The sequence below is a fragment of the Limosilactobacillus sp. genome, assembly GCF_051873075.1.
Lineage (GTDB): Bacteria > Bacillota > Bacilli > Lactobacillales > Lactobacillaceae > Limosilactobacillus.
In genome coordinates this window covers 1-21,564 of record NZ_JBJEEM010000082.1, presented here as the reverse complement: position 1 = coordinate 21,564, position 21,564 = coordinate 1, and the positions used below count along the sequence as shown (strand labels likewise).

Annotated in this window: 23 protein-coding genes and 1 tRNA gene; 19 read left to right on the top strand and 5 right to left on the bottom strand. The window is 48.2% G+C overall.

The genetic code is table 11. The features are described from left to right. Nucleotides 1-1,145 precede the first annotated feature (1,145 nt). The 5 genes from ACI31J_RS08360 (at nucleotide 1,146) to ACI31J_RS08340 (ending at nucleotide 5,847) form a co-directional block, all read left to right on the top strand. Nucleotides 1,146-1,328 (top strand): hypothetical protein, encoded by a 183-nt coding sequence (locus tag ACI31J_RS08360; protein ID WP_439773957.1) that lies wholly within the window; start codon nucleotides 1,146-1,148, stop codon nucleotides 1,326-1,328. A gap of 606 nt (nucleotides 1,329-1,934) precedes the next feature. Next, the gene (locus ACI31J_RS08355; RefSeq protein WP_439773956.1) at nucleotides 1,935-2,603 is read left to right on the top strand and encodes a type 1 glutamine amidotransferase; all 669 of its coding nucleotides are present in this window, start codon (nucleotides 1,935-1,937) and stop codon (nucleotides 2,601-2,603) included. Between the two features lie 130 nt (nucleotides 2,604-2,733). After that, nucleotides 2,734-4,266, top strand: coding sequence for a glutamate--cysteine ligase (locus ACI31J_RS08350; protein ID WP_439773955.1), 1,533 nt, complete (start codon nucleotides 2,734-2,736; stop codon nucleotides 4,264-4,266). A gap of 80 nt (nucleotides 4,267-4,346) precedes the next feature. After that, nucleotides 4,347-5,276, top strand: coding sequence for a lactate/malate family dehydrogenase (locus tag ACI31J_RS08345; protein ID WP_439773954.1), 930 nt, complete (start codon nucleotides 4,347-4,349; stop codon nucleotides 5,274-5,276). Continuing rightward, the gene (locus ACI31J_RS08340; RefSeq protein WP_439773953.1) at nucleotides 5,269-5,847 is read left to right on the top strand and encodes a TIGR00730 family Rossman fold protein; all 579 of its coding nucleotides are present in this window, start codon (nucleotides 5,269-5,271) and stop codon (nucleotides 5,845-5,847) included. The genes ACI31J_RS08345 and ACI31J_RS08340 overlap by 8 nt, the downstream gene beginning before the upstream one ends. Before the next feature lie 37 nt (nucleotides 5,848-5,884). Here the strand turns inward: ACI31J_RS08340 and ACI31J_RS08335 are convergent, their stop codons facing one another. Beyond that, the gene (locus tag ACI31J_RS08335) at nucleotides 5,885-6,247 is read right to left on the bottom strand and encodes a DUF4828 domain-containing protein (RefSeq protein ID WP_439773952.1); all 363 of its coding nucleotides are present in this window, start codon (nucleotides 6,245-6,247) and stop codon (nucleotides 5,885-5,887) included. A gap of 166 nt (nucleotides 6,248-6,413) precedes the next feature. On the opposite strand from ACI31J_RS08335, the gene ACI31J_RS08330 reads away from it, so the two are divergent. The 4 genes from ACI31J_RS08330 to wecB all read left to right on the top strand — a co-directional run bounded on the left by ACI31J_RS08330 (nucleotide 6,414) and on the right by wecB (nucleotide 10,085). Beyond that, nucleotides 6,414-7,433 carry a Gfo/Idh/MocA family protein gene (locus ACI31J_RS08330; protein ID WP_439773951.1) on the top strand — a complete coding sequence of 340 codons (1,020 nt, stop codon included), beginning with the start codon at nucleotides 6,414-6,416 and terminating at the stop codon, nucleotides 7,431-7,433. Nucleotides 7,434-7,445: 12 nt separating this feature from the next. After that, nucleotides 7,446-8,750: a DEAD/DEAH box helicase gene (locus ACI31J_RS08325; protein WP_439773950.1), complete on the top strand. Its 1,305-nt coding sequence runs from the start codon at nucleotides 7,446-7,448 to the stop codon at nucleotides 8,748-8,750. Nucleotides 8,751-8,811: 61 nt separating this feature from the next. Next, a tRNA-Arg gene (locus ACI31J_RS08320) sits at nucleotides 8,812-8,884 on the top strand. A 70-nt stretch (nucleotides 8,885-8,954) separates the two neighbouring features. Then, nucleotides 8,955-10,085: a non-hydrolyzing UDP-N-acetylglucosamine 2-epimerase gene (gene wecB / locus ACI31J_RS08315; RefSeq protein WP_439773949.1), complete on the top strand. Its 1,131-nt coding sequence runs from the start codon at nucleotides 8,955-8,957 to the stop codon at nucleotides 10,083-10,085. Nucleotides 10,086-10,136: 51 nt separating this feature from the next. On the opposite strand, the gene ACI31J_RS08310 is transcribed toward wecB, so the two are convergent. Further along, nucleotides 10,137-10,595 carry a GtrA family protein gene (locus ACI31J_RS08310; RefSeq protein WP_439773948.1) on the bottom strand — a complete coding sequence of 153 codons (459 nt, stop codon included), beginning with the start codon at nucleotides 10,593-10,595 and terminating at the stop codon, nucleotides 10,137-10,139. Next, on the bottom strand, nucleotides 10,588-11,046 hold the full coding sequence (locus tag ACI31J_RS08305) for a flavodoxin (protein WP_439773961.1): 459 nt from the start codon (nucleotides 11,044-11,046) through the stop codon (nucleotides 10,588-10,590). Before ACI31J_RS08305 ends, ACI31J_RS08310 begins: the two co-directional genes overlap by 8 nt. A gap of 132 nt (nucleotides 11,047-11,178) precedes the next feature. On the opposite strand from ACI31J_RS08305, the gene map reads away from it, so the two are divergent. The 3 genes from map (at nucleotide 11,179) to ACI31J_RS08290 (ending at nucleotide 14,974) form a co-directional block, all read left to right on the top strand. Next, nucleotides 11,179-12,033 (top strand): type I methionyl aminopeptidase, encoded by an 855-nt coding sequence (map, locus tag ACI31J_RS08300; RefSeq protein ID WP_439773947.1) that lies wholly within the window; start codon nucleotides 11,179-11,181, stop codon nucleotides 12,031-12,033. A 435-nt stretch (nucleotides 12,034-12,468) separates the two neighbouring features. Then, nucleotides 12,469-13,980 carry a glutamate/gamma-aminobutyrate family transporter YjeM gene (gene yjeM, locus ACI31J_RS08295; protein WP_439773946.1) on the top strand — a complete coding sequence of 504 codons (1,512 nt, stop codon included), beginning with the start codon at nucleotides 12,469-12,471 and terminating at the stop codon, nucleotides 13,978-13,980. Nucleotides 13,981-14,080: 100 nt separating this feature from the next. Further along, on the top strand, nucleotides 14,081-14,974 hold the full coding sequence (locus tag ACI31J_RS08290; RefSeq protein ID WP_439773945.1) for a YihY/virulence factor BrkB family protein: 894 nt from the start codon (nucleotides 14,081-14,083) through the stop codon (nucleotides 14,972-14,974). A gap of 30 nt (nucleotides 14,975-15,004) precedes the next feature. On the opposite strand, the gene ACI31J_RS08285 is transcribed toward ACI31J_RS08290, so the two are convergent. Next, complete coding sequence (locus tag ACI31J_RS08285; RefSeq protein WP_439773944.1) at nucleotides 15,005-15,253, bottom strand: DUF2922 domain-containing protein; 249 nt, start codon at nucleotides 15,251-15,253, stop codon at nucleotides 15,005-15,007. A 20-nt stretch (nucleotides 15,254-15,273) separates the two neighbouring features. Beyond that, nucleotides 15,274-15,486, bottom strand: a complete 213-nt coding sequence (locus tag ACI31J_RS08280) for a hypothetical protein (RefSeq protein WP_439773943.1) — start codon at nucleotides 15,484-15,486, stop codon at nucleotides 15,274-15,276. 100 nt (nucleotides 15,487-15,586) lie between these two features. Between ACI31J_RS08280 and recX the strand changes: the two genes are divergently transcribed. From recX to glf, 7 genes are all read left to right on the top strand, one after another. Next, nucleotides 15,587-16,387 carry a recombination regulator RecX gene (gene recX, locus ACI31J_RS08275; protein WP_439773942.1) on the top strand — a complete coding sequence of 267 codons (801 nt, stop codon included), beginning with the start codon at nucleotides 15,587-15,589 and terminating at the stop codon, nucleotides 16,385-16,387. Nucleotides 16,388-16,449: 62 nt separating this feature from the next. Then, the gene (locus ACI31J_RS08270; protein WP_439773941.1) at nucleotides 16,450-17,217 is read left to right on the top strand and encodes a DUF4422 domain-containing protein; all 768 of its coding nucleotides are present in this window, start codon (nucleotides 16,450-16,452) and stop codon (nucleotides 17,215-17,217) included. 16 nt (nucleotides 17,218-17,233) lie between these two features. Continuing rightward, on the top strand, nucleotides 17,234-18,163 hold the full coding sequence (locus ACI31J_RS08265; RefSeq protein WP_439773940.1) for a glycosyltransferase family 2 protein: 930 nt from the start codon (nucleotides 17,234-17,236) through the stop codon (nucleotides 18,161-18,163). Nucleotides 18,164-18,174: 11 nt separating this feature from the next. Further along, nucleotides 18,175-18,822, top strand: a complete 648-nt coding sequence (locus tag ACI31J_RS08260) for a sugar transferase (protein WP_439773939.1) — start codon at nucleotides 18,175-18,177, stop codon at nucleotides 18,820-18,822. Between the two features lie 30 nt (nucleotides 18,823-18,852). Next, on the top strand, nucleotides 18,853-20,061 hold the full coding sequence (locus tag ACI31J_RS08255; protein ID WP_439773938.1) for a polymerase: 1,209 nt from the start codon (nucleotides 18,853-18,855) through the stop codon (nucleotides 20,059-20,061). Beyond that, a complete protein-coding gene (locus tag ACI31J_RS08250) occupies nucleotides 20,058-20,675 on the top strand; it encodes a Wzz/FepE/Etk N-terminal domain-containing protein (protein ID WP_289576703.1) in 618 nt (205 codons plus the stop codon). The genes ACI31J_RS08255 and ACI31J_RS08250 overlap by 4 nt, the downstream gene beginning before the upstream one ends. A gap of 12 nt (nucleotides 20,676-20,687) precedes the next feature. After that, the coding region (glf, locus tag ACI31J_RS08245; protein WP_439773937.1) for a UDP-galactopyranose mutase at nucleotides 20,688-21,564 on the top strand (877 nt) is incomplete at its 3' end.

Sequence of the window (21,564 nt, the reverse complement as noted above, 5' to 3'; positions counted from 1 at the left end):
AGGACACTCCCATAACCAAAAGGTAGTTTTAGATGTACTTCAGATCAATGATGTTAAAAATGGCTGAGAAAGGATCATCCCTACATACATGATTTTAGATGTATTTTAGATTAATGATGTTTAAAATAATAAAATCAAATGAAAGTAGATAGTAAATTTAGTTGTTTGGTTGTTAATTAAGTTAGAAATGTTTGGTTTAGTTAGTGAAGTAAAATAATAGTAAATTTTCTTTTTAAGGATGGTCAATAAAATTGATTGGTTTTCAACAGCTCGTACGTATTAGGTAAGGGCTGCTTTGATATATTGGATTATCGTTTTGAAGTAAGAAAGCAATCAATAAGATTTCCTGGGAATATGTTCTGTAATAAAATACGAAGAAAAAGGCAATGGCATCAGACTTTATTTTGACTATAGGTGCGGCATTACTATATTGATAGACGAACTTACAGAGCATCGTGGGGTTAACAGGATCTTCCTGATGGACAAGCAATATAAAGTTGTTGCGTTTCCTGTGGAATAATATTCCAGTGGAAATTTCAATTCAGCACTTTGCCTAGTTAGTTGCCTAAATGCTGGACAAATTGATCGACTACCAGACGGCCTTTGTGAAGCTTTTCGATAGCAAAATTCCTGGTCCGATTGATGATTGATATATTAATAATAGCGTTAATTTTGTATTTAGTAGTTGTACGATCATTACTTTTGTTTGGAGAGATCTTTAGATCGGGATGTCACCTAATTTGACCAATGCTAGCAAAAAAGGGGTATTGTGCGTTGTATCATTAAAAAATTTTATTGTTCAATATAGTGATCAAATAAAGAAGGTTGTGAATGAACGACTGAATAATCTAATAAATACGATGATTGGAGGAATTTGCAGCCCGGTTATAACAGCTAAGGTTGCTTAGATCAGTAACCTTATGGCATTTTTCTAAGGATATCCTCGGATCGATCTTTAACGTGATTTTATATCATTGCGGAGACTATGCACCGATTGCCTTTAATCGGTATGAGAAAGGATGAATACTTCTGCCGCCTGCAACTGCAAAATATGCAGATGAACTTTGAATGTTCAGATACGGAGAACCCTTATAACCGGCTCATTCAGGAGCAGTATGTAATAGTAAACGGCAGGTGGATCCGAAATGCTCCTCCGGCAGATTGCCATGGCTAAGGATCCTAACCATCCCCTTGATAAGATCCTGGTCGAGGATATCACCAATGCTTTTAGCGACACCGGCAAAAGCGGTCGGACAACGGGACCAAGTGACAATCATGTAAATATGACGCCATTGCCGCCGCTGAATAATAAGCTGTTGCCGTCTTAAATGGTGACGAATTGAAATAGCAATGTGAAACGCCTGTGACCCCCTTGTAGCCTCAGGCGTTTTATTGTAGAAAGTGAGGCACAATTAAATTAATGGATTTGCGTAGGCAAGCACCATGGCTGATCCCGGATAGTGCGGTTTGTCAGGTGCAAGTTAAACATGGTTACCGTCAAGTTAAATACACTTGGTATGATGCAAGTTGGTACTATGAGGCACGCTGGCATGAACGCACACCAACTGCTCAACTAATTACTTCCCCGAGCTGGCGATTGGACCGGGTTCGTCCAGGGAAAGGATATGGTTCTAAAGCGGCCCCGCGGCTTGAGGAGACGTGGGCAGGCGATCACTGGTTACCGATCAAGCGAGTCCGTTATGCGGCCGCCCGTTACCATCACGGTTGTGCAGTGTCAGCAGACATTGCTTTACTCAAGGCTACTCATCCGACTTCCAAAAAGTTATTTTCAGAAAGAAAATAGGAGAATATGGATCATGAATTCAGCCAGAAAGAGAATACGGTTTTATCGGATAATATGTTAAGATAATGCCATCATAGGTACTTGCAGGCGATACCTAGTCCAACATTGCCGTCGATGGAAAGGATTAATTATGCGGATTAATGTTTTACAACATACGCCAAACGAGGGACCGGGTTCGATCCAGGACTGGGCGCACGCACATGGACACGACTTCTACGTTTACCATCCCTACCAGTTCGGCAACCTGCCAACTGCTGCTGAAACGGACCTTCTGGTAATCTTAGGCGGACCGATGAGTCCAAACGATGACCTGCCATGGATTGAGCAGGAACGAGTGCTGATCCGCCAATTGCTTGATCAGCATAAGCCGATCTTTGGCGCCTGCTATGGTGCCCAGCAAATTGCCAAGACCCTGGGCTGCCAGATCGGCAAGGCGCCACACAAGGAAGTTGGCTGGGCGCCGGTTTACCGCCAGTCTGACGTTATTCCAGGCATTCCCGACCAATTGACAGCCTTGCACTGGCATGAAGAAATGTTCCAGGTGCCCGAATCGGCCCGGCTGCTGTTCTCCAGCGACCTGGTCACCAATCAGGGCTTTCTATTGGATGATAACGTGATTGGCCTGCAGTTCCACTTTGAACCGAAAATTGATAATGTTCGTGAAATGGCGGTCAACGATAACCAATATCCGCTTGATCATAATGACTTGCACCAGACACCACAGGAAATTATTGATCATGGAGTTCCGGCAGACAATAAACAGGTGATGTTCAAACTGTTGGACTACATTACAAGATAGAGTGCAGGGAACGATATCTGCTGGCAGGGTCGCTCCTTTTAATGTAGGAGAATTAAATTAAAATCTTGCTCATTATATCCCAAAAGTGTTACAGTTGAGTGCGAGATAAAAAGATGGGGGTGGAGAAGTAATGACTGGAAAATACGATGCAATCAAGGCGGCGTTAAAAGAGCCGGCGATGAACGCCAAGATGTTTGCCTGTCGCTTTGGACTAGAAGTAAAAAAACACCGGGTATTGACGAACGGGCGGGCGAGCCGCTACCCGTATCCGGTTAACTTACGATCACGCCGGCACAATTTGTACCTAAATTCCGGCTTTACCGATGACATGCTGGACTTTGAGACCGAGCCGGTTGTCGGCAGCAAGCGGGCCGTCCGGCACTTGAAAGCTTTAGAGCAGATCATGATTGCCCAATTGCACGAAGATGAGCGCCTCTGGCCACTGAGCATGGCTCCGGCACCGTTATACCAAAACGACCTCGAATTTCTGGAAACAGACTTTAGTAAGCCTTGGGACCAAGCCAACCACGACTACCTGGGGAAGAAGTACGGCATTGCCCAGGAGATTTTAGGGGACGTTCACGTCAACTTCAGTCTGGACAATGACCTGGTGAAGGAATTGTACCAGCGCTTCTATACCGACCGTTACACGAGCCAGACCGATTTTCAAAACCACCTCTACTTCAAGCTGGCTCAAAGCTTTTACCTGTACCAGTGGCTCTTCACCTACCTCTTCGGTGCTAGTCCCGTTACGGAGGATATGCCCCAAAGCTTCCCTGATGACTTGCAATTGCCAGTCCGGAGCTTGCGGTGCAGCAACTACGGTGACGACAACCTGGCGACGGAGCAGGTCACCTATGCCTCACTTGAGGAGCACTTTGAACAACTTCAGAAGTATATCGATAACGGGAACTTCTACAGCCTGAAGGAATTCTTTGGGCCAGTTCGGATGCGCCGGCATAACCATGACAATAATGACCTGATGGGAATCCTCAAGAACGGGATCAATTACCTGGAATTCCGGAACTTCGACCTTGATCCGCTGTCACGGACCGGGATCAGTGATGATACGATTAACTTCTTGGAGCTTCTGTTGCTGGATAGCTTGGTATCGCCACTGCCGGATGACCTGGCTAACCGGCTAGTGGAGGCTCGGAAGCTTAACAATGAGGTTGCCCTCCAGAAGGCTAAGGACGAGACCGATTGGATGAAGCAGGCCGCCAATGAACTGATGCTTGAGCTGCAGAAGTTTGTCGAAGACTTCAACGCCCCTCGCGAATACCGGATGGCCTTGACGTTTGCCCAGCGGCGGATTGATGACCCATCTTTGACGATCAGCGGCCAGCTGGCGGACCAGTTGGAGAACGGGAACCTGCTTTCGTTTGGCCTGAAGATTGCCAACGATCGCTATACTGCCAATATCGGCTACCAGCATCCGTTGCAGGCACTCAGTGATGAGTACTCTGACGATGCACAGCGGCTGGTTCGGGCAGCAATCGAATTGGGAATTCACACCCGCTTGGAACCAACGGCAATTGAGCTGTCGGTTGGCGATCATCATGAAACCTACCAACCGGATAGTCAGTTTGACTTCAGCAAGGGGCCGCGTGAGTTTGTCCTCAATGTTTTCCCAGAGGCACAGGCTTTTCAGGAAGAACAGTAATTTGAATTTGACGGGGAGAAAAGCCGTGGGCAATAATTAGCCACGGCTTTTTAATTTCCCGGGAAATAAAGGTGAGAAAAATGAGTAAAATTGGAATTATCGGTTTGGGACATGTTGGCCGTCTGTTGGCCCACCAGCTGGTGATGGCCGGGGCAGTGGACGAACTAGTACTGATTGACCAGGACGACCAGTTAGCATTGGCCCTGCAGACGGATCTCCAGGACGCCGAAACGGCCCTGGCCAGTCAACCCAAGATTGTTATTCAAGACTATGCCGCCTTGGCAGCCGCCCAGGTTCTCGTGGTGGCGGTTGGCAAGAGCAGCCTGATTGCCGACCAGCCAATGGCGGAGCTGACTTTCAACCATGATGCCATTAAGCAGGTGTCCGCTCAGGTCAAGGCTAGCGGCTTTCAGGGGATCGTCCTTAACCTGGCCAATCCCAATGAGGCCATAACTGCTTATTTGCAGCAGCAGCTTCTCCTGCCGCCTAAGCAAGTCTTGGGGATTGGAACTGTTCTTGAAACGGCCCGGCTGCATCGGGCAATTGCCGCGGCTGCTAAGCTATCGCCGGCCAATGTGACGGGTTTTGTTTATGGCCAGCACGACGGCCAACAGGTCTTTGCCTGGTCGACCGTGCGGGTTAATGGCCAGGCGCTTGACCAGACGATCAATGGACACCGCCTGGACCAGGAGCACCTGAAAATCAACGCGGACCTTAGCAACTGGTACACCTTGCAAGGATTGGGCTACAACGCGAGTGCTGCCTGTGCCTGGGCTGCTCGGATCATTCGAGCAATTCTTACTGATGAGCAGTTAGTCCTGCCGGTGGCCATCTTTCAGCCGCAGTACGAGGGCTACGTCAGCTTCCCCGCGTTGATCGGCCGTCAGGGCGTTGGCAACCTGCTTTTGTTGGATTTATACCCGGTCGAATTAGCCGGAATCAAAACCGCTGCTGCAACGATTAACCAACAGCTGACGGCATTGCAAAGGATGGATGAAGAGAATGATTAAAAGATTAGCGGTATATTGTGGAGCACGGGACGGGAACGATTCCCGTTATCAAAAGGCGGCCCATGATCTTGGACTCACCATGGCCAAGCACCAGATTGAGCTGGTCTATGGCGGTGGTCAGTATGGCCTGATGGGGGCGGTTGCCCAGGGCGTCCTCGATGGGCACGGCGTTGTTCACGGGGTGATCACCAAGCAATTAGCCGGGCGCGGGGTCACCATGAAAACCATCACCGACCTGCATCAGGTTGATGACATGGATACCCGCAAGGAAACAATGATGCAGCTAGCCGACGGGATGCTGGCCCTGCCGGGTGGCCTGGGAACGCTGGAGGAGATCAGCCAGGCGGCTTCCTGGATGACCCTTGGCAATAATGAGAAGCCGGTGGCCTTTTACAATCTCAATGGTTTCTACACGCCATTGAAAGGCCTGCTTACTGAAATGAATAAAGCCGGCTTTCTGGAACAGCGCTACCTGGATAGCCTCTATTTCAGTGCCGACTTTGCCCGTATTTTGCAATTTATGAATGGCTACCGGGCTCCGCTGCGCCGGCAGTATAATAATGAAAAATAGCTTTAAAAATAAAAAAGCCGTAAGAACGGCTGCTGAATTATTTCAATGGTTGAATGGCATAAACCTGGTCATCGGCTTCATCCGTTAGGGAAACTGGCCTGTTTTCGTTAGCGCGGATGGTGATGTGGTAGCCGAACTTATCGAGGAAGACTAGTTTGTCAGCCTTGATCTGCTGAACGGTTGCCGGAATCGGCTGGTTGTCGATGCCAAGCTTTAATTCAGGAGAAATGGTGATTTTATGGGATCGATCGCGTTCCTTATCGTAATATTGCCAAGTGCCAGTGTAAAAAATCGGTAACGCCGTCGTAGTGTTATTTTTCTTCGCGTGACTGAACCCGAAAGTACTGCTGAGTCCAGCCATCAGTCCCGCGCCGAAAAGTAACATTCCCTTTTTCTTCATATTTCATCAATCTCCTCAATTAAGTATGTGATAAGTCAAATTACGCTTCAAGTTTATTATACACATATTTGTATTATAAGAAGATTTCATTTCTGTTAAAATCACGAAATAATTGGTAAAATTAAGTGTAAGTCAATAAGAAAATGTAAAGGGAGACGAGAAAAGGATGCTTAAACTCGGAATTATTGGAACACACATTATCACTGATCAGATGTTAGATGCCGCTAAGACTACTGGCAAGTACCAATTGACGACGGTTTATTCGCGGACGTTGGCTCGGGCCAAGGAATTTGGTGAACCATACGGCGCCACCGAATTCTACGACGACCTGAACAAGTTCTTTGAAGAAGGGGACTTTGACGTTGTTTACGTGGCCTCCCCAAACAGCCTGCACTACCAACAAGTGCGCTTGGCAATCGAAAACGATAAGTTCATCATCGTTGAAAAGCCAGCCTTTGTTAACCCGGACGAGTTCAGTGCGATCGAATCATTGCTGGCAGCACACCCGAAGGCCCGGTTAGTGGAAGCGGCTCGGCATATCCACACGCCGCTCTATCGGCAAGCCCTCGCTAAGGCAGATGAGATGAAGAAAAACCACTGCCAAGGTGGGACGATCACGGTGATGAAATACTCATCTCGTTACGATAAAGTCTTAGCAGGTGATAAGCCATATCCAAATATCTTCACGCTGGAATTTGCCGGTGGGGCTTTGATGGACCTTGGGGTATACGCGGTCTATGGTGCGGTAACCCTGTTTGGTGAACCATCTACGGTAGTCTACTACCCAACCTTGGCTAAGACAGGGGTTGATGCCAAGGGAGTTGCCATCTTGAACTACAAGGACTTCTCCGTTACTCTGAACTTCGGCAAGACGGCTAACTCTCACCTTGATTCAGAGGTTTACGGGCTCAAGGATACCTTGGTCTTTGACAGTATCTTTGACACCAAGAAGGTTACCTACTATGATGCCGACCAAAAGGCTCACCCGCTGGATGCCCCGGTTGAAAAGAACTCGATGACCGACGAAATGAACGACTTTGCCGATCTCTTCAACAACCCTGACGATGAGGAAGAGATGAAGAAGTACAAGCACTGGATGGACCTGGCCCGGACCGTCAACTCCGTAATGTACTCAATGCGACAATCAGCCAACCTTGTTTTCCCGGCTGACAATGATCAGGAATAGGATGATGTTTAATTGATCAAACAATTTCAAGAACACTTTAATGAACGTTACCAGGAACCAACGGCGATCCAATCAGCGGTGGCCTCAGCCCTGGAGAATGACCAGTCGGTGCTCGGGATTGCCCCGACCGGCTCTGGCAAGACCCTGGCCTTTACTTTACCGCTTCTTCCCAAGGTTATGCCGGGAACGGGGACGCAGTTACTGGTACTATCCCCGTCTCAGGAACTGGCACTGCAGACAGCAAAAGTGATGCGGGAATGGGCGACCTTGATTGGGGTGAAGGTCCAGTCACTGACCGGGGGTGCTAACCTTCGTCGCCAAGTGATGAAGCTGCATGAACATCCCGAGGTTGTCGTGGGAACGCCGGGCCGGGTTCTCCACATGCTGGACAACCACCATTTGAAGCTTGGCCACCTCCAGACCCTGGTGATCGACGAGGCGGATGACCTCCTGCAGGACGACACCCAGGCCGTGGTCGAAGATATTGAACGAGCTACCCCGCTCAGCACCCAGCTGGCCTTCTTCTCCGCTACCAAGGCGCCGGTCTTTGATGACCTCGACGTTCTGTTTGGTCGGGATATTGTGACTTTCGACGTCCGCAACACCGACCATTCCCGGGGACCGGTCAAGCACGGCTACCTAACCGCCCGGACCAACCAGCAGAAGACGGCCACCCTGCGGCGTCTGGCTAGCGTCAAGAATTTCCGGGCCCTGGTCTTCTTCAACAGTACCCGGACCCTGAACTACGCGGCCAGCCGGTTGCGGCATGAACACGTTGCTGTCGGCACCCTGGGCGGTCGTCAACGTCAGGTCCAGCGCGAGAAAGCCATGCGGATGTTCCGCAAGCGCCAATTGAAGCTCTTGCTGACCACTGATCTGGCGGCACGGGGACTGGATATTCCCAAACTGCCGGGCGTGGTTAACTTTGACCTGCCTAAGGAAACTAATGTCTATATCCACCGGGCTGGACGAACCGGTCGGCAGGGGGAGCCGGGCGTCGTTTTGAATCTCGGTGACGACCATGATATTCGTGATCTCAAGAAGCTGCTGAAGGATACCGATGCCAAATTGACTCAGATGTACATCAGCAACGATCAGCTGACGGATCAGAAGCCAGTTGCCGGTCAAAAGGTCGTCTCGCTTGGTAAAAAAGTCAGTCGGCGTCTGCAGAACGAACAGCATGACGATGGCAGTGTTCAAAAGCAGGTCCACAAGACTCTGTCCAGTTTTAGTAAGCCAGCTCGCAAGCGTCACAAGAAGAACCGAAAGAACAAGGGCATCCGGCTCAAGCACCGGCGCAAAAACGAGAGTAAGTAAATGAAAAAGAATATTACCGTCTTTACCTTCTTTGGATAAAATGCGATAATATTCTTTGTTTGGTCCCATAGTATAATTGGATAGTACATCCGCCTCCTAAGCGGTCGATTCCGGTTCAAGCCCGGATGGGATCATCACCGTGAACCGTGTCGAACATGCCGACACGGTTTTTGTATACAGTCACAATATGAAGGGGAGATCATCGTGCAGGGGCCGTATAAGATTATGTCGTTATTTGGGACGCGGGCAGAAGCATTGAAGCTGGCCCCAATAATTGAACAGATGCAAGCAGAACCGGAAACTTGGCAGTCGACCGTGGTCACTACTGCCCAGCGGCAGCACCAGGAGCAGCTTCGCCAGACCCTTGATCGTTTGGCGATTACGACCGATTTTAACCTCGATGTGGCTGACGGACCAGAATATGACCTGGTGGAACAGCTCAGCAAGCTTCTTCACAACCTGAACAACGTGATGCACGCCAGTCAACCAGACATGGTTTTGGTGGCGGGGGATGCGACGACCAGCTTGGCCGCCAGCCTCGTTTGCTTTTATCAGCACCTCCCGCTGGGGCACGTCGAGGCGGGGCTGCGGACCTACGATAAGAAATCGCCGTTTCCCGATGAGCTCCACCGGCGCCTGACCGATGACCTGGCGGATCTCTACTTTGCACCGACGACCCACGCACGGGACAACCTGTTGAGGGAGGCTCATCCTGCTAAACAAATTTACGTTACGGGTAATACATCAATCGATGCGGTAAAGGCGGCGCTCACCCCGGACTTTCACAGTGACCTGCTCGACTGTCTGCCGGGGGATCACCGCCTGATCATCCTGACGATGAGCCGGCGGGAGAGCATTGGTGAACCAATGCGCCAGGTTTTTCACACGGTCCGCGACGTTGTAGAAACCAACCCCGACGTGGAGCTGGTCTGTCCCTTGGCAAATGATCCAGAGACGATGAGCTTGGCCGATTCAATCCTCGGCGACCGGGACCGCATCCACCTGGTCCAACCGCTGCCGCACGATGACTTTCTCAACATTGCGGCCCGTAGCACCCTGATCATCACTGATTCAGGGACCATTCAGGAGGAGGCCCCGGCCCTGCATAAGCCGGTCCTCCTCCTGCGCGAGAAGACGGAACGTCAAGAGGCCGTCGATGTGGGGGCCGTTCGGATCGTGGGAACCGACCCGACCAGCATTCAGCAGGCAGTCTTTGAATTATTGAACAATAATCATGCTTATCAGCAGATGGTCACCGCGCCGAACCCGTTTGGGGATGGGCACGCTAGCACCTATATTCTCGAGATTATGGCGGATTATCTGAAAGCTAAGTAAACAGAAAACGGCTGAAGGGAAAGTGCCCCTCAGCCGTTTTGCTAGATAGTGTTATTTTTTCTCTGTGTCATGATCGATAATCTCTCGGTTATCATGGAAGATCAGCCACTTTGAGAAGATGTAGTTGGCAATCACCACGATGACGTTATCGACGATCTTGACCATTAACTGTTGCAGCGGGGTATCGAGCTTCAGCAGGCTGACCCCGACGTACATGATGATGATGTCCATGATAAGGGTCAGGCCCCGGTAGAAGTAGAACCAGAAGAATTCCCTTAGAAAGGCTTTCACGGTTGAGTAGTGGGAGCCAAAGACCCAAACCTTATTGGTGAAGTAGGCGACGAGTACCGACAGGAACCAGGCAATTACGTTGGCCAGCTGGTAGTTCCAGTGAACCCCGGAGCTGAGGAGTTGGAAAACCCCGATGTTGACGATCGTGGTGACAACGCCCCAGAAAAGGTAGGCAATGACTGACCGGTACTTTTTGAAGAGGCCCCAGAGCTTATTCATTAGCTTGGCCCGCCTTTTCGACGAGTTGCTTGGCGAAAGCATCCAGCTTCTTGATGTCGTCTTCGTCCGGTGCCAGGTTGACGTGCACGTTCTCGGAACCCTTGCTTGCGCCTGCCGTGGCCAGAGCTTCACCGAACTTGTCCACGGCTACACAGAAGTTGTCGCCATAGAAGGTATCCCCGGAACCGGCAACCCCGTAGACCTTGCCGTCGAGCTGCTCATCTTGCAGGTCGTCGTAGAAGTCGAGACCTTCTTCGGGCAGGGCGCCTTCGTCGTAAGTGTATGGGCAGATGACACAGATGTCGACGTCTTCAAAGTCGGCTGGATCGGCCATCGTCATTTCGGTTTCTTCAACTTCAACGTCCAGGTTTTCCAGGGCGTCGGTGATAATGTCGGCTACGTCCTCGTTATTACCAGTGATTGTTGCATAGACCACAAGAGCTTTCATTATTAATTCCTCCATAGATGATGTTTTTGTACTTAATTATAACAGTTTTATAGTATAGCATGATTTACCCAGAACAGCGGAACAAGTGGTATACTGGTAAGGATAGAAATGTCAAAAAAGGAGACATATTAGAGAATGATTACGTTAAAATCACCTCGTGAAATTGAAGCGATGGAAAAGGCCGGGGCCGCACTCGCGGGAATGCACCTCGGTATTCGTGAGTTTATCCGGCCGGGGATGTCCAGCTGGAAGATCGAAGAATTTGCCCGCAAATACTTCAAGGCGGCTGGTGCCAAGGCCGAACAAATCGGCTTTGAAGGCTACAAGTACGCCACCTGTGTCAGCGTCAACGACGAAATTTGTCACGGTTTCCCACGCAAGAAGTTAATCCTGAAGAAGGGGGACCTGGTCAAGGTCGACACCGTTGTCAGCGTGGATGGCTTCTTTAGCGACTCTTGCTGGTCCTACGCGGTTGGCGAGGTTAAGCCAGAGATTGCCAAACTGATGGATGTCACTAAGAAGGCCCTCTTCATGGGGATTGACCAGTGTGTTCCCGGCAATCGGATCGGTGATATTGGTGCCGTGATCCAGCACTACACCGAAGACGAGAATGGTTACGGGGATGTGCGGGAGTTTGTCGGTCATGGGATCCAGCCAACGATGCACGAAGACCCAATGGTACCGCACTACGGTGAACACGGTCAGGGCTTGCGGCTGCGTAACGGGATGACGATCACGGTTGAACCAATGATCAACACCGGTACCTGGGAAGCCGACACTAGCGACCCAAGCGGCTGGCTTGCCAAGACCGCTGATGGTGGCTGGTCTTGCCAATACGAACATACTTTAGTTGTCACTAATGATGGCCCTAAGATTTTGACCTCACAGGATCCAGAAGCCGATGCTAAGTACATGTACGACGATAACTACGCCAAGTACCTGGAACACTACGGCAAGATTGCCCGGGAAGTGGCAGAACAATTTAAGTAAAGAAAAAGGAGTGCTTCGTGACGGAGTACTCCTTTTTTATACAAAAACGGTAATAATGACTTTCTAAATAAAATATTCAAATGAGATTACCAAAGCAATGACTTTGCAAGTTAAAGCATTTAGGTACTAATTGCGAAATAAAATTAAGCAGTTAATGGCTTTCTAATTTTAAAAACGATTTTTAGGACGTAATTTGCATAGCACAGAAATTACAAATTGTTTTTTGAAACGACATCTCTATGCATGAATAATCATTTTCAATCGCAATATGCATAAAACACGCTGAATATACATATGAATATGCATAAATTGAATTAGAAAATAATTAGAATCGTCCCGGGATGCTTTTATTTTCGTCAGAAAAGGCTATACTTAAATTATTAAATAATTTCTTATTTTTATTTAAGAATGTTAAAAATTTTGGAGGTCTATAAATTGGACGAACAAAGTGGTAATACAAAGAAAATGATTACTACCTTCGGCCTGGTGACGATGATCATTACCTCGATCTTCGGATTTGGTAATGTTTCTAACGCTTACCTGCAAATGGGCTACGGTAGTATTATTTGGTACGCATTAGCCGGGATTTGTTTCTTCTTCCCGTGCGGTCTGATGATGGCTGAATATGGTTCAGCATTTAAGGACGCCAAGGGTGGTATTTACTCCTGGCTGGCCGGCTCAATCGGTGAACGGATGGCCTTTATTGGGACCTTCGTTTGGCTGGCATCTTGGATCGTCTGGATGGTTTCCACCGCTTCACGGATTTGGATCACCTTCTCTGCATTGATCTTTGGTAAGGATACCACGCAGCAATGGCACTTCATGGGCTTGTCATCAACCGAACTGATCGGGGTCCTGGGGATTATCCTGATGTTTGTCTGCACCTACTTCAGTTCTCGTGGTGTTACCGCGATTGCCCGGGTTGGTTCCCTTGGTGGGATCTTCACCGTCCTTGTTAACATCATTTACATCATCGCAGCAATTATTATTTTAGTCGTTAACAAGGGGGCAATCGCTCAGCCATTCCATGGTGCTCGAGACCTGATTGTTTCACCAAACCCACAGTTCCAGACGCCAATTGCTATTATTTCATTCGTTGTTTACGCCATCTTCGCTTACGGGGGAATGGAGTCCCTGGGTTCCGTTACTGATAGCATGAAGAATCCTGAAAAGACGTTCCCACGCGGCCTAATCATCGCCTCAATCTTTACGATTGGTGCTTACGTTATCATGATCTTGATGGCTGGTTGGTTTGCCAACTATAACCATGACTTTGCCAAGGGCTCCACGAACCTGGGGAACGCAACTTACGTCCTCTTCAACATCCTTGGTGAAAAGCTGGGCTTAGCGCTTGGCTGCTCCCACGCAACGGCTTTGGTATGGGGTGAAGTAATGACCCGGATCGTGGCCTTTGCACAGGCCCTTGGTTTCTTGGGTGCCCTCTTTGTTCTGATGTACTCACCAATCAAGGCCTTCATCCTGGGTTCCAACCCGGATCTGTGGCCAAAGAAGCTGACCAAGCTGAACAAGGCCGGGATGCCAGCCAATGCAATGTGGCTGCAAGTAATCATCGTTTCCATCATTATCTTCCTGGTGGCCTTCGGTGGTTCCGCCGCGCAGAAGTTCTACACGATCCTGACCGATATGGCCAACGTTTCAACTTGTTTCCCATACCTGTTCTTAGTTGGGGCCTTCCCATTCTTCAAGGCTAAGAAGGACATTGATCGGCCATTCGTGGTCTTCAAGAGTCGCTTCTGGACCAACGTTTTGGTATGGTTCGTTGAAATTATCCTGGTTGTCGGGATTGTCTTCACCTTCGTTCAACCAATGCTGGAACATGACTGGCAGACTGCCTTCTGGACGATCGCTGGTCCAATCTTCTTCGCAATCGTTGCCCTGATCTTCTACCAGGTCTCCACAAAGAAGAATAAGATTAGTGAAGACTAGTTAATTTACACTTATGTTAAGGCCCGCTAACAATTTGCCAGCGGGTCTTATTTTTTGCCATTGGTCTGGTATAATAGCTCTATATCTTGGGAGGGTAGTTATGTCAGAAGAGCCGGGAAAAATGAAGAGATTTATTGCACTGCTGATGGAACATTTTCAGATGGCCCAGCTTTCCAGCTCGGCAGCGGTGCTTGCTTACTATACCTTGTTATCTATCTTTCCGGCTGTCCTGGTAATCGGGAACCTTCTGCCAATGATGGGCCTTGATGCAAAGACAGTTTTGAGCTACCTGCAGACGGCGGTGCCAGAAGCGGTCTACGGCTTTCTTCAGCCGCTGATCTACGATTTTCTCCAGCGGGGAAGCGGGGGGTTGCTGACCACCGGGGCCCTGATTGCCCTCTGGTCGACCAGTCAGGGGATTGCGGCCTTTCAGCGCAGCGTCAATCTGACGTACGGGGTAGCCCGCAATCAGAACCCGGTCAGCAACCGGGTGATTTCCTTCATTTGGATGATCGTGGTGGTCGCCATCATCTTTGTTATTGTCCTTTTGTATGGGCTTGGCGAGCAGGTCTTGAAGAGTATCCAACCGGTCTTTAATTTCCGGCGGGAATACATCTATATCTTTAATTCCTGGCGGTGGCCGGTGACCTTTGGTGTCCTCTTCATTGCCCTTTCCCTCCTTTATTACTTTGTGCCTAATGCCAAGGTGCGCTTGCGCTATGCCGTGGTCGGGGCCTTTATAGCGGCGCTGCTCTGGATGGCCCTGTCGCGGATCTTCTCGTTTTACACGGTGGTCTTCCGGCACAGCGTAATCTCGTACCGGACGATTGGGGCGTTCATCGCCATGATGGTTTGGCTGGACTTCTCCGGCTATGTCATCATGTTGGGGGCGGTCATTAACGCCACCCTTCAGGAAGCCCATGAAGGTGAGCTGCGAGAGCGAGAACACTTTTGGCAGTTGGGTGATCATCGGCATAACAAAAAGGAGCAGTAACCGGGATGGTTGCTGCTCGCTTTTCGTTGTCTACTTACTTGGCGGCATCATTGAATAACACGGTATCAACCGTATCAACGTACTTTGCGGCCAGCGGGGTGGCGCAGAGGTCTTCGTCACCTTTCTTAATTCGTCACCTTTCTTAAAGAGGTTGGAAGAGGCAATCAAATCCATTGCCTGGCGAACCGTCTTGGCGTCGAGATTGCTATTGGCATAGCTGAGCTTGAGCAGGTGCTTCTTGCCCTTGTTGGTCTTGAACGTAAGATTTAATGATTTCATATTGATTTACCTTCCTTTGCTTAGGCGAGGGCGATATGATCCGTGGTGATGACGTTGACCCCAACACACTCTTCACTGGTCAACAGGGCGACCGCCTCCGTCAAGCTGGTGAGCTGTTCATTTTCAAATTGCTGACTAACATTGTTGAAGAGGTGGGTAACCCCTTTGGGATGCTGGTCACCGACCATTGTGACTTGAAGCTTGGCAGACTTGAATTGACGTTCCATACTCATGTTGAGCACTCCTTTTACTGTTGGTATTTGATAAGTAGCGGCCGCTGCTTACACCTATACAGACGGTTGGGGAGGCTCAATGTAAAGGAGGAATTGAGAAGTGGGAAAAATAACTAAGATCGAAGCACAAAAGAAGCGCGGCCGTTACAACGTTTACCTAGATGGCCAGTATGCCTTTCCGGTGGCTGAAAGTGTGCTGATCAAGTTTCGCTTGATGAAGGGGCTAGAGCTGGATAAAAAGCAGGTTGCCGCAATTACAACTGCCGACCAGCAGGCCCGGGCCTATTCCCGGATGCTAGACTACTTGGCCCACCAATTGCGGACGGAAAGCGACATCGTCAAGAAACTGCACGATCTGGAGACGCCGGAGCAGTTCGTCGCTCCGATCTTGCAGAAGCTGCGTGATCAGCACCTGGTGGACGACCACGAATACGCGGCCAGCTACGTGCGAACGGCCATGATTACGAATTTAAAGGGGCCGGGAGTGATCCGTCAGCACCTGCGGATGAAGAAGATCGGCGAAAACGACATTGATGATGCCCTAGCGCAGTTTACCCCAGAAAAGCAGCGTGAAAACGCCCGTAAACTGGCGGCGAAGCTCTTCCGCCGCTACCGCAACCAGCCGCTGATCCGTCAGGAACAAAAGGTTCGTCAGGGCTTGCTGACGAAGGGGTATGCGAGTGAGGTCTTTGAGCAGATTAGTGCCCAGGTGACCCCCAAGGAAGACCCGGACGAGCAGGAGGAACTGCTGGACAAGACGGCAGAAAAGCTCTGGCACAGGTACCGGCGTTACACTGGTCGTGAGCGGGTTCAGCACTTCAAGCAGGGGATGTTCCGGCGTGGTTTCGACCTCGATCGGGTGCAGGAATGGCTGGATCATCACCAAGAAGGGCTTTCCTAATGGGGTAATTATTGGTATTATTTATTTTGATTGTATTTTACTAAAAATAGGAGTTTACTATCTTGAAAGTAAAAATCTTAGTCGCTGTTCATAAAAACTATCGGATGCCGGATGATCCGATGTACCTGCCAGTTTTTGTAGGCAAGGAGATCCACCCGACAGTCAACCACACTTTTCAAGGCGATAACACGGGGGATAATATTTCGGCGAAGAATCCCCACTATAATGAATTAACTGCCCTGTATTGGGGATGGAAGAACTTGGATGTTGATGCGCTGGGGCTCGTCCACTACCGGCGTTATCTGACGCTTGGTCACGCCAAGGACCTTTCGACCATTCTGAATCAGGAACAGGTGGAGGAGCTCTTTAAGGATGCCGATGTGATCCTGCCGAAGAAGCGGCACTACTACATTGAGACCAATGAGTCCCACTACATGCATGTTCATGAGCACGCCCCGCTGGAGATTACCCGACAGGTGCTGAAAGAGGATTATCCAGAGTATCTGCCGGCTTTTGAGCAGGTAATGAAGCAAACCAGTGCCCATTACTTCAACATGATGATCATGAAGAAGAAGCCGCTGGATGAATATTGCACTTGGCTGTTTGACGTACTGGGCAAGGTGGAGCAGCAGGTCGACTACTCGGATTACACACCATATGAGCAACGGGTATTTGGCTTCTTGAGTGAACTTCTGTTGGATACTTGGTTGAAGACCCACCCAGAATATAAGGCCGTTGAGGTTAACCGGGTCTTTCTTGAGAAGCAAAACTGGCCGTTAAAAATCGCCAAGTTTTTGAAGCGAAAGGTCACTGGCCACGGTGAGCATTAATTAGCGAGGTGTTAGAATGCCTAAGTTATCAATTGTCGTTCCGTGCTATAATGAGCAGGAATCGATTCCGCTCTTCTATCCGGCGGTCGAAAAGGTTGTCCGTAAGATGCCGTTAGAGATCGAGTACTGGTTCATCAATGATGGTTCTGCGGATCATTCCTTGGAAGAGATGCGTAAGCTTCATCAGGCTGCCCCAGAGCGGGTTCACTACGTATCATTTTCGCGGAACTTTGGCAAGGAGGCCGCCCTTTACGCTGGTTTGCAGGCAGCTACCGGTGACTATGTAGTGGTCATGGACGTAGACCTTCAGGATCCGCCTGAGTATCTGCCGGAGATGTACAAGGAGATCTCGAGTGGTGAATATGACTGTGTCGGAATGCGGCGAACGGACCGCAAGGGGGAGGCTAGGTTTAAGTCTTTCTTGAGTGACCAGTTCTATAACGTGATCAACAAGATTTCGGACACCAAGATTGTTTCTGGTGCCCGGGACTACCGGATGATGACCCGGCAGATGGTTGATGCCGTCTTGTCGTTAACTGAGTACAATCGGTTTTCAAAAGGAATCTTCAACTGGGTTGGCTTCAAGACGAAATATCTGCCGTACAAAAACGTAGAGCGGGTTGCCGGGACTACGGATTGGTCAACCTGGAAACTGTTTAAGTACGCCTTTGATGGGATCACTGACTTCTCAGAGGCACCGCTGGCGATTGCCACCTGGTTTGGCGGCTTATCGGCAGTGGTTGCGATTATCGGCCTAATTGTCGTAATCGTCCGCCGCTTTGTTGTTCCGGGTAGCAGTGTGAACGGTTGGGCATCCTTGGTCTGCATCATGCTATTGCTGGGTGGTATTCAGCTGCTTTGTCTGGGAATTGTCGGCCGCTACATCGGGCGGATCTACATGCAGACTAAGAAACGACCAATTTATATTGTAAAAGAAAAAAAGTAAGGCATAGGGATATGGAAAAGAAGGTAAAAATCAAGCAACAGTCAAAAGGTTATCTTTTCTGGAAAAGGTTTTTTGACATTGTTTTGTCCAGTCTCGCGCTGGTTTGTTTTAGTCCAGTCTTCTTAGTGGTATTCATCTTGAGCCGCTTTGGTAGCAACAAGGGCCCGCTGTTTTATAAGCAGGTTCGAATCGGCTGGCATGGTAAGCCATTCAAGATTTATAAATTTCGTTCAATGGTGGTCAATGCCGATGCTATTCTAGAGAATGATCCAGAACTGTATAAAAAGTATGTTGCTAATAACTATAAGCTGGAACCCGAAGAAGATCCTCGGATTACTCGCCTGGGCCGGTGGTTGCGGAAGACCTCAATTGATGAGATTCCGCAGTTTCTAAACATCCTGCGCGGTGAGATGAGTATTATCGGGCCGCGGCCGGTCGTTAAGGCCGAACTGTCGGAATATGGCGCTCGGGTAGATAAGTTCTTATCTGTCAAACCAGGCGCCATGGGCTTGTGGCAGTCCAGTGGTCGGAGTAATATTCCATATCCGGAGCGCTGTGACGTGGAACTGGAGTATGTCGATAAGGCCTCACTAGCTTTTGATACGGAGATTATGTTTAAGAACGTTATTAGTATCTTTAAGAGTGAAGGAGCTTACTAAGTTGCTGGAATATATAGGAGGAAAGTTAGTGTGGCGAAAATAAAGGATCGGATCCATACAGCAATTAATGCTTCAATAACAGGACAACAAATATATTTTCTAGCATTTGTGTTTTACTTTGTACCAGCTTTCTTAATTGATACTACTTTTACACAGTACCTAAGTTGGTCGAAGTTGCGATTATTAACGTACATTGCCATACCGTTAATCATATTTAAAATTTATGTGGTTGATAGGTGGCATTGGCCTGCCTTATTATTAATTACCCTGCTTTTGATGTTTGGGGTAGCTGCTTGGCGTGCTGCGCACTATCCTGAAATTTTGATGATGATGGTATTTGTATTGGGCGCAAAGAATGTGCAATTCCGAAGAATCGTCCAGTGGTATTTTTACCTGAGTTTGGTCTTCATGATGCTTTTAGCTGTTATTGCAATAATTGGGATTGTGCCTAATTTGATTTACTACTCAAATCTTCGGCCAACAAGATATTCGCTTGGAATGGCGTATACAACATTTGTCGCTTCTCATGTTGTGTATATAGCATTAGCTTATTGCTATCTACGCTTTGGTAAGCTAAAGTGGTTTGATTACGTGGGTATTATTGCCATTGCTTTAGTTACACTTAAGCTTACCAATACGCGCCTTGATTTTTATGAAATGTTACTATTGATTCCGATAATGTGGATTGCACAGCGAGCTCAAAGAGGAAAAAGTATTTCGAGAGTGTTTGCTTCTTTCTGGTGGACGGCGACACCTTTGCTATCAGCATTAACTATCATAGGAGCATATTTCTACAGCCCGTCAAATCATATTTATCAAAAGTTGAACAGCCTTTTTACCGGCCGGCTTAGTTTAAGCTATGAGGCGTTTCAACGTTATCCGGTATCCTTGTTAGGAAGAAATATTGTTGAGCACTCTTATGGAGGCGCAAAAGGTGCAAAGTTTGCTAATAATAACCTCTATGCATTGAGTTCTCATTACTTTTATATTGATTCTACATACATTAGAATGCTGCTTGTATGGGGTGGCGTAGTTTTTCTTCTTGTAATTGGGGGAATTATCTACATAACAGTAAGAGAGACGGCCAAGAAACAGTATATTTTACCAGCGGTCTTTATATTGATTGCGATTAATGCTATGTTTGAGCCACATATCCTGCAAATGATTTATAACCCGTTCTTATTAGCAATTCTTGCTACGAATCCAAAATTAAAATTAACTGATGGAGAGAGATCATGAATAGTAATTTAACATTAACCAATGTTTGGAAAGCCATTTGGAAAAACATTATTGTAATTGCCATTTTGACAATTATCGGTGGTGCCGGTGGATATCTTTATGCGCATCATAAAAAGACAACTACTTATGAGGCTGAGAGAAACATGTTAATTGCTCACCGTCATGTTGGACAGTCTGCTAATGATCAATTTATGTCCGATATGGGGATGATGAAAACATACTCGAAGATTGTAGAAAGTAATGATGTAGCTAATGCTGCTCACAAAAAGCTTCCGAAAAAGTTGCAGAAGAAATACTCTACTAAGCAATTATCTGCAATGGTTAATGCCCATCCTATCGATCAAAGCACAATCATGAATGTTTCAGTTGAAGCAGATAATGCTAAGGATGCCACCGTATTGGTCAATACGGTAACCAATGCATCGGTTAATGAGATTGAAAGAATCGTACCTTCTGCAGGAACTATTCGGCTTTTTGCCAAGGCTAAAACTGCTGATGCAATGTCACATACTACTCCGTCAACGAAGAAGTATGCCTTGCTTGGGGCAGCGGTTGGCCTGCTGGTCGGCATGGTAATTGCATTCTCGATCACTACCTGGAAACACTTGATTTAAAGGAGAAAGACTATGGAAAATCAATATGACTATTTAGTTGTTGGTGCAGGGCTCTTTGGCGCAGCCTTTGCCTATGAAGCTGCGAAGCGTGGTAAGCGCGTCAAGGTAATCGAAAAGCGTGACCATATTGCCGGGAATATCTATACCAAGGAAGTCGATGGCATTCAGGTTCACCAGTACGGTGCTCATATTTTCCACACTTCGAACAAGAAGATTTGGGAATATGTAAACCAATTTGCCGAATTTAATCGTTATACTAACAGCCCAGTTGCTAACTACAAGGGTCATATGTACAACCTGCCTTTCAATATGAATACCTTTAGCGAAATGTGGGGTGTTCGGACACCGCAAGAAGCCATGGCTAAGATCAATGAACAACGGCAGGAAATGGCCGGCAAGGAACCACAAAACTTGGAAGAACAGGCAATCTCGCTGATTGGCCGTGACATCTATGAAAAGCTGATTAAGGGCTACACTGAGAAGCAGTGGGGACAGAAGGCAACCGAATTGCCAGCTTTCATTATTCGTCGTCTCCCAGTGCGGTTAACCTACGATAACAACTACTTCAACGACCTTTATCAGGGAATCCCTGTTGGGGGCTACACGCAGATTGTTGAAAAGATGTTGGCCAGTGATCTGATTGATGTCGAAACCGGGGTTGACTTCTTTGATAAGAAGGATGAATACCTGAAGAACTACCCAAAGGTTGTCTTTACCGGGATGATTGACCAGTTCTTTGATTACCAATTGGGTGATCTGCAGTACCGGAGCTTGCACTTCGAGACCGAAGAAAAGAACGTCGGCAATTACCAGGGGAACGCGGTAATTAACTATACCGATGCGGAAACGCCATATACTCGAATCATTGAGCATAAGCACTTTGAATTCG

What these genes read in the sequence shown, in the direction of transcription:
- ACI31J_RS08360 (WP_439773957.1), top strand. Translation starts at nt 1,146, where the DNA reads ATGCTCCTCCGGCAGATTGCCATGGCTAAGGATCCTAACCATCCCCTT.
- ACI31J_RS08355 (WP_439773956.1), top strand. Translation starts at nt 1,935, where the DNA reads ATGCGGATTAATGTTTTACAACATACGCCAAACGAGGGACCGGGTTCG.
- ACI31J_RS08350 (WP_439773955.1), top strand. Translation starts at nt 2,734, where the DNA reads ATGACTGGAAAATACGATGCAATCAAGGCGGCGTTAAAAGAGCCGGCG.
- ACI31J_RS08345 (WP_439773954.1), top strand. Translation starts at nt 4,347, where the DNA reads ATGAGTAAAATTGGAATTATCGGTTTGGGACATGTTGGCCGTCTGTTG.
- ACI31J_RS08340 (WP_439773953.1), top strand. Translation starts at nt 5,269, where the DNA reads ATGATTAAAAGATTAGCGGTATATTGTGGAGCACGGGACGGGAACGAT.
- ACI31J_RS08335 (WP_439773952.1), bottom strand. Translation starts at nt 6,247, where the DNA reads ATGAAGAAAAAGGGAATGTTACTTTTCGGCGCGGGACTGATGGCTGGA.
- ACI31J_RS08330 (WP_439773951.1), top strand. Translation starts at nt 6,414, where the DNA reads ATGCTTAAACTCGGAATTATTGGAACACACATTATCACTGATCAGATG.
- ACI31J_RS08310 (WP_439773948.1), bottom strand. Translation starts at nt 10,595, where the DNA reads ATGAATAAGCTCTGGGGCCTCTTCAAAAAGTACCGGTCAGTCATTGCC.
- map (WP_439773947.1), top strand. Translation starts at nt 11,179, where the DNA reads ATGATTACGTTAAAATCACCTCGTGAAATTGAAGCGATGGAAAAGGCC.
- ACI31J_RS08290 (WP_439773945.1), top strand. Translation starts at nt 14,081, where the DNA reads ATGTCAGAAGAGCCGGGAAAAATGAAGAGATTTATTGCACTGCTGATG.
- ACI31J_RS08285 (WP_439773944.1), bottom strand. Translation starts at nt 15,253, where the DNA reads ATGAAATCATTAAATCTTACGTTCAAGACCAACAAGGGCAAGAAGCAC.
- ACI31J_RS08280 (WP_439773943.1), bottom strand. Translation starts at nt 15,486, where the DNA reads ATGAGTATGGAACGTCAATTCAAGTCTGCCAAGCTTCAAGTCACAATG.
- ACI31J_RS08265 (WP_439773940.1), top strand. Translation starts at nt 17,234, where the DNA reads ATGCCTAAGTTATCAATTGTCGTTCCGTGCTATAATGAGCAGGAATCG.
- ACI31J_RS08260 (WP_439773939.1), top strand. Translation starts at nt 18,175, where the DNA reads ATGGAAAAGAAGGTAAAAATCAAGCAACAGTCAAAAGGTTATCTTTTC.
- ACI31J_RS08250 (WP_289576703.1), top strand. Translation starts at nt 20,058, where the DNA reads ATGAATAGTAATTTAACATTAACCAATGTTTGGAAAGCCATTTGGAAA.